Raw genomic sequence first — 6,163 nt, 5'->3', positions numbered from 1 at the left:
CCTCGTAGTCGATGAGCTCGGTGATCGTGGGGTTCTTCCCGCAGACCGGGCACTCGGGGTCCTTGCGCACCTTGACCGAGCGGAACGTCATGTCCAGTGCGTCGTAGATCATCAGGCGACCAGCGATCGGCTCGCCGATCCCGGTGATGACCTTGATGGCCTCGTTGACCTGGAGGGAACCGATCGTCCCGCAGAGCACGCCCAGGACGCCGCCCTCGGCGCACGACGGCACCATGCCGGGCGGCGGGGGCTCGGGGTAGAGGCAGCGGTAGCAGGGACCGTGCTCCTCCCAGAACACCGACGCCTGGCCGTCGAAGCGGTAGATCGATCCCCACACGTACGGCTTGCCGAGCAGGACGGCCGCGTCGTTGACCATGTAGCGGGTCGCGAAGTTGTCGGTGCCGTCGACGATCAGGTCGTAGGAGCCGAACAACTCGACGGCGTTGGTCGAGTCCAGACGGAACTCGTGCAGCCGCACGTCGACTAGTGGGTTGATGGCGGCGATGGAGTCGCGCGCCGACTGGGCCTTGGACCGCCCGACGTCCGCCACCCCGTGGATGATTTGACGGTGCAGGTTCGACTCGTCGACCACATCGAAATCGACGATGCCGATCGTGCCCACGCCGGCCGCCGCCAGGTAGAGCAGCGTCGGCGCGCCGAGGCCGCCGGCGCCGATCACCAGCACCCGGGCGTTCTTGAGCCGCTTTTGCCCGTCGGGGCCCAGGCCGGGAATGATCAGGTGACGGCTGTAACGGGCCACCTCGTCGCCACTCAGGTGATCTGCGGGCGCCACCAAAGGCGGCAGTGGCGTCGACACGGCGAAACATCTCCTTCAGTTGGCCTAGTGGTAAGCGTCGTCTACCACCATCACAGCAGCCCACCGAGGGCGCAGCAACGCGCACCGGCCGGCTAGGCCGGGCTAAGCGATCGGGTACGGCCAGGGATTGAACCGGCAGGTCTTCCCGTCGGCCTTGACGACGTCGGGGTCGAACTGGGCGGCGTCGTTGTTCGAGGTGGAGAACGTCTGCTGCATCATCACCGGCGCCAGGGCGCCCTGCTGCTCGCACGCCTCGTGGTGCAGGTATCCGATCGCGTGGCCGACCTCGTGGTTGATCACGTACTGCCGGTAGGACCCGATGTCCCCCTCGAACGGCACGGCTCCCCGTACCCAGCGGGCCTCGTTGAGGAAGACCCGCGCCTCGCGGTTGGCGCCGAACACCGGGTTGTAGCAAGAGGTTTCGAGCCGGAATTCGTAGCCGCACCCCTCGCGCACCGTCACCGGCGACACCAAGGAGATGCGAAAGTCGGGTTTACCGTTGTCGATCCGGACGAACGCGAACTGCGGGTTGTGCGTCCAGCCCTTCGGATTGCCCAGCGTCTGGTCGACCATCTGGGCGAAGGCGTCGTCGCCGCCGAACATGGTCGGGTCGATGCCGTTCTCCACTTCGACGGTGTACCTGAACACCTTTGCCGTGCCCTGGCCGATCTGGGGCGTGGTGCCCGGCACGACGTGCCACGTCTTGTCACCCGCTTCGGTGAACGGGCCGCCGTCGGGCAGGGTCCCGGCCGGCAGGTTGGCGTCGAACGCGGCGAGCCCGCGCGGCGGAGCGTCGATGATCGTCGTGCCCACCGCGCCGATCGCAGGCGGACTCTGGATGGGCCGGCTGGTCGTCGGCTTAGGCGCGCCGGTGCCGGTCACCGTCTGATACATGACCACCGCGGTAAGTACCACCAGGACGGGCAGGGCGTATGCGCGCCACCCATAGGTGGAGACGAATCGCCCCAGCCAGGTTTGTTTGCGCCATTGTCGCGGCCGTTCACGATCGGCCCGCGCCCGCCCGGCTTCCCGCGCGAGGGGGTCGCGCAGCGCCCGCAGCGGCTCTCGCCACTCGTCGCGTAACACCGGCATGCGACCCGAGCTGCGCGGCGGCCGGGGGGACGTCATTTCCCCAGGATTACACAGCCGCCCACCCGCGCCGTCCGTGGCGCGCCCGAATCCGCCGTCCGACACCGCTTCTGCCTGCGGCGACGACGGCGATGACGATCGCATCGACTCCTCGGGTAGTAAGGTACTTCCCACGGACTGCGAGTGGCTGGCCCCGCGTTACCGAGGGCCGGCCGCCGATAATCAGATGAGGAATCGATGAGCGAACTCGCCAAGGTGCCGGCGCGGCGCGCCGTCCGATCGGCTGACCGCGGTCGGCCGGCAGACGGAGCCGCGGTTTCGAATCGGCGAGGCAACCGGTTGCCCCGCGACGAGCGGCGCGGCCAATTGCTCATCGTGGCCAGCGACGTGTTCGTCGACCGCGGCTACCACGCGGCCGGTATGGACGAAATCGCCGACCGCGCCGGGGTCAGCAAACCCGTTCTGTATCAACACTTTTCGAGCAAGCTTGAGCTGTACCTGGCGGTGCTGGCGCGGCACGTGCACAACCTGGTCTCGGGCGTTCAGAATGCGCTGAGCGCCACCACCGACAACCGGCGCCGGTTGCACTCCGCGGTGCAGGCGTTCTTCGATTTCATCGAGCACGACAGCCAGGGCTACCGGCTGATCTTCGAGAACGACTACGTCACCGAACCCGAAGTGGCCGCCCAGGTTCGCGTCGCCACCGAATCCTGCATCGACGCGGTTTTCGCATTGATCAGCGAGGATTCCGGGCTGGACCCGCACCGGGCCCGGATGGTCGCCGTCGGTCTGGTCGGCATCAGCGTCGACTGCGCGAGGTATTGGCTGGACTCCGACCGCCCGATCTCCAAGGCTGACGCCGTCGACGGCACCGTCCAGTTCGCCTGGGGCGGACTGTCACATGTGCCGCTTACCCGCTCTTAATTCCCCTTGTCGGCGTGTTTGCCGGATTCGGCGCTGATCCCGAAGCCCACCCTGCGCGCGTCGGCGACGCCGATCTCGACGTAGGCGATCCTGGTGGTGTGAATCAGGAAGCGGCGCCCCCGCTCGTCGCTCAGGCGCAGCAGACCCGACCCGTCGCTCAGGGCGGCGCTGACCAGTTCTTCGACCTCGGCGGGCGTCTGGGCGCTGGCAAGGACCAGCTCGCGCGGACTATCCGTGATACCGATCTTGACCTCCACGGTCACCCCTTCCATGGGTCTTGCAGCCTTGCGCAGGTATGAAGTCCCGGCCCTGTCAGCAGCAGGCTAGTGGACGCGGCTGAATCCCACCTCGCCGCGTCCCCGCACTTCGCGGTGAGCGAAAACTTGGTCGCAGCGCGGTAACGATTCGCTTGCAGGTTGACTCGGGCGCCCGCGCTATACCCGATCTGTGTTTTCACATGGCTAACTTCGGCACCATGGGTACCACGTGGGCGCACCTTGACGACAGGATCCGGGATTACCCCGAGGACGAGGCTTACGACGCCGACACCGATCCCTCGCTGGACGCCGACTACAACTGGACGGGGTGGCCGGCCGATTCGCGCTGGCGCCCGGCCACTGCGGTGCTGGGCGCGGTGGTCGCCCTGGGCGCCATCGCCACCGCCGTCATCATCAACAGCGGCGATAGCGCGTCGACGAAGGCCACGGTGGGCGCACCGGCTCCCCACCCGGTGACCTCGGCACCCGCGACGACCAAGGCATCCGTGCCGCCTCGCGCCGCTCCGGGCCCCTCCCAGTTACCGGCCGAGACCGTCACGACGGTGACCACGCCCAGCGCCGCGCCCATCGCGCCGCCGGCTGTGGCAGCACCCACCGTGGCGCCCCCGCTCGCGGCGGCACCACCGACGGCCGCGCTGAACCCGCGCACCGTCCTGTACAGCGTGAACGGAAGCAAGCAGCTGCTGGACCTGGTGAACATCGTCTACACCGATGCGCGGGGCGTGCCGCAGACCGAGTTCAACGTGTCGCTGCCGTGGTCCAAGGCGGTGGTGCTGAATCCGGGCGTGGAAACCGAGTCCGTCGTGGCGACCAGCTTCTACGGTCGCCTCAGCTGCTCGATCTACAACGCCGCCGGTCAGCGGGTCATCGCGTCCAACACCTCGAACATGGCGACCTGCGCAGGCTGAGCCCGATGCCGTGACCCGCTGCGCCCGGCTGCGCCGCGCTTGCGATCACGGCGAGCCTCAGCTCAGGCCCAGTTCGTGCATGCGGCGGTCGTGCGTCTGCTGCATCCGGTCGAAGAAAGCGTTGAGCTGGCCCAGCCCGCCGGCTCCCGACATCACCAGGTCGACCAGCTCGTCGTGGTCGGCCAGCAGGTACTGGGCCTGAGTGATCGCTTCCCCGAACAGGCGGCGTGACCACAGCGCCAGCCGGCTGCGTTGTTTGCCGCTGGACGTCACCGCGGCGCGCACTTCGGCGACGACGAACTGCGAGTGCCCCGTTTCCGACAGGGTCGCGCGAACCACGTCGGCAACCTCATCGGGCAGACCGTGGGCGATTTCCAGGTACAGATCGGCCGCCAAAGCGTCGCCCACATAGGTCTTCACCAACGCCTCGAGCCACGTGCTGGGCATCGTCAGCCGGTGGTAGTTCTCGAGCGCCGAGACGTACTTGGACATCGCCGACACCACGTCGACGCCGCGGCTTTCCAGCGCGTCGCGCAGCTGCTCGTAGTGCTGCATCTCGGCGGCGGCCATGCTCGCCATCGATATCCGTCCGCGCAGGTCAGGGGCCATCCGCGCCTCTTCGGTGAGCCGGTAGAACGCGGCGATCTCGCCGTAGGCCAGGACTGCGAACAGCTCGTTGACGCCCGGGTGGTCGGCCGACAGCCGCGGGGCGGGCGAATCGTCGATTTGGTCGGCGGCAGCGGGCTGGCAGGAGGGCCGGGTCATGGCAACACTGTAGTCGGCTGGCTTAGCGCAAAATGGGAGCGAGCTGTCGACCAGCTATCATGGAGGTCGATGGCGGCTGTGTTTATGCCGTAATTGTTTGTTCAAGCCGCTATCGGCGAAATGTGCGTGCACAGCGGGCCCGCCCTAACTGGGCCATCCCAGATTGAGCCAGGGCCGGCGACTCGGCGACGTATTCGGAGTCGGAACTCGTGCGCGCGTGACCGCGACAGAGAAACACCGACACAAACCGATACGTCACCGAGAGGCAACTTACTCACGCATGACCGCACTCACCAGCACAACTGAACTGACCTTTGCGCAACTCGGCGTCCGCGACGAAATCGTGCGCGCGCTCGCCGAAAAGGGGATCGAAACCCCTTTTGCCATCCAAGAACTGACCCTGCCGATGGCGCTCGCCGGCGACGACCTGATCGGGCAGGCCCGCACCGGTATGGGCAAGACGTTCGCCTTCGGCGTGCCGCTACTGGAGCGCATCACGGCCGGCACCGCCGCGCGGCCGCTCAACGGCACACCGCGGGCGCTGATCGTGGTGCCCACCCGCGAGCTGTGCCTGCAGGTCACCGATGACCTGACGCTGGCCGCCAAGCATCTGACCGCCGAGGACGACCGGCCGCTGTCGGTGGTCCCCATCTACGGCGGGCGCCCCTACGAGCCGCAGATCGAGGCGCTGCGCGCCGGCGCCGACGTCGTGGTGGGCACGCCGGGCCGGCTGCTCGACCTGAGCCAACAGAACCACCTGCAACTGGGTGGACTGTCGGTGCTGGTGCTCGACGAGGCCGACGAGATGCTCGACCTGGGCTTCCTGCCCGACATCGAACGCATCCTGCGCCAGATCCCGACCGATCGGCAATCGATGCTGTTCTCGGCGACCATGCCGGACCCGATCATCACGCTGGCCCGCACCTTCATGAACCAGCCCACCCACATCCGGGCCGAAGCGCCGCACTCGGCGGCCATCCACGACACCACCGTGCAGTACGTCTACCGGGCCCATGCCCTGGACAAGGTGGAGCTGGTCAGCCGCGTGCTACAGGCCGATGGCCGCGGCGCCACCATGATCTTCACCCGCACCAAGCGCACGGCGCAGAAGGTGGCCGACGAGCTGGCCGTGCGCGGTTTCGCGGTGGGCGCTGTGCACGGCGACCTCGGACAGGCGGCGCGCGAGAAGGCGCTGAAGGCCTTCCGGAGCGGTGATGTCGATGTGCTGGTTGCCACCGACGTCGCCGCCCGCGGCATCGACATCGATGACATCACCCACGTCATCAACTACCAGATCCCCGAGGACCAGCAGGGCTACGTGCACCGCATCGGGCGCACCGGCCGCGCAGGCAAGACCGGTGTCGCGGTGACTCTGGTCGACT

Annotated in this window: 7 protein-coding genes; 3 read left to right on the top strand and 4 right to left on the bottom strand. The window is 67.7% G+C overall.

From position 1 onward, the window contains the following. A partial coding sequence (locus VFW69_RS04025; protein WP_526498417.1) for a HesA/MoeB/ThiF family protein occupies positions 1–817 on the bottom strand: 817 nt, incomplete at its 3' end. 102 nt (positions 818–919) lie between these two features. Then, complete coding sequence (locus tag VFW69_RS04020; protein ID WP_526498415.1) at positions 920–2,050, bottom strand: DUF3152 domain-containing protein; 1,131 nt, start codon at positions 2,048–2,050, stop codon at positions 920–922. A gap of 93 nt (positions 2,051–2,143) precedes the next feature. Here VFW69_RS04020 and fasR point away from each other — a divergent pair, with 93 nt between their 5' ends. Further along, entirely contained in the window at positions 2,144–2,830 is a 687-nt protein-coding gene (gene fasR, locus VFW69_RS04015; protein ID WP_526498413.1) for an HTH-type transcriptional activator FasR, read from the top strand. Here the strand turns inward: fasR and VFW69_RS04010 are convergent. Next, on the bottom strand, positions 2,827–3,087 hold the full coding sequence (locus tag VFW69_RS04010; RefSeq protein WP_526498419.1) for a DUF3107 family protein: 261 nt from the start codon (positions 3,085–3,087) through the stop codon (positions 2,827–2,829). The two genes, fasR and VFW69_RS04010, sit on opposite strands and share 4 nt — an antisense overlap. 218 nt (positions 3,088–3,305) lie before the next feature. Here VFW69_RS04010 and VFW69_RS04005 point away from each other — a divergent pair, with 218 nt between their 5' ends. Further along, positions 3,306–4,016: an MmpS family transport accessory protein gene (locus VFW69_RS04005; RefSeq protein WP_526498411.1), complete on the top strand. Its 711-nt coding sequence runs from the start codon at positions 3,306–3,308 to the stop codon at positions 4,014–4,016. Between the two features lie 57 nt (positions 4,017–4,073). Here the strand turns inward: VFW69_RS04005 and VFW69_RS04000 are convergent, their stop codons facing one another. Next, on the bottom strand, positions 4,074–4,781 hold the full coding sequence (locus VFW69_RS04000; protein ID WP_526498409.1) for a ferritin-like fold-containing protein: 708 nt from the start codon (positions 4,779–4,781) through the stop codon (positions 4,074–4,076). A 280-nt stretch (positions 4,782–5,061) separates the two neighbouring features. Between VFW69_RS04000 and VFW69_RS03995 the strand changes: the two genes are divergently transcribed. Beyond that, the coding region (locus tag VFW69_RS03995) for a DEAD/DEAH box helicase (protein ID WP_526498407.1) at positions 5,062–6,163 on the top strand (1,102 nt) is incomplete at its 3' end.

It is taken from the genome of Mycobacterium sp., assembly GCF_036273375.1.
GTDB lineage: Bacteria > Actinomycetota > Actinomycetes > Mycobacteriales > Mycobacteriaceae > Mycobacterium.
Note: the sequence above shows the minus strand (reverse complement) of the source record. Positions and strands in the feature narration are given on the sequence as shown.

Bases quoted from the DNA above. Each gene is read 5' to 3' on its own strand.
- fasR (WP_526498413.1), top strand. From the start codon at position 2,144: ATGAGCGAACTCGCCAAGGTGCCGGCGCGGCGCGCCGTCCGATCGGCT.
- VFW69_RS04000 (WP_526498409.1), bottom strand. From the start codon at position 4,781: ATGACCCGGCCCTCCTGCCAGCCCGCTGCCGCCGACCAAATCGACGAT.
- VFW69_RS04020 (WP_526498415.1), bottom strand. From the start codon at position 2,050: ATGCGATCGTCATCGCCGTCGTCGCCGCAGGCAGAAGCGGTGTCGGAC.
- VFW69_RS04005 (WP_526498411.1), top strand. From the start codon at position 3,306: ATGGGTACCACGTGGGCGCACCTTGACGACAGGATCCGGGATTACCCC.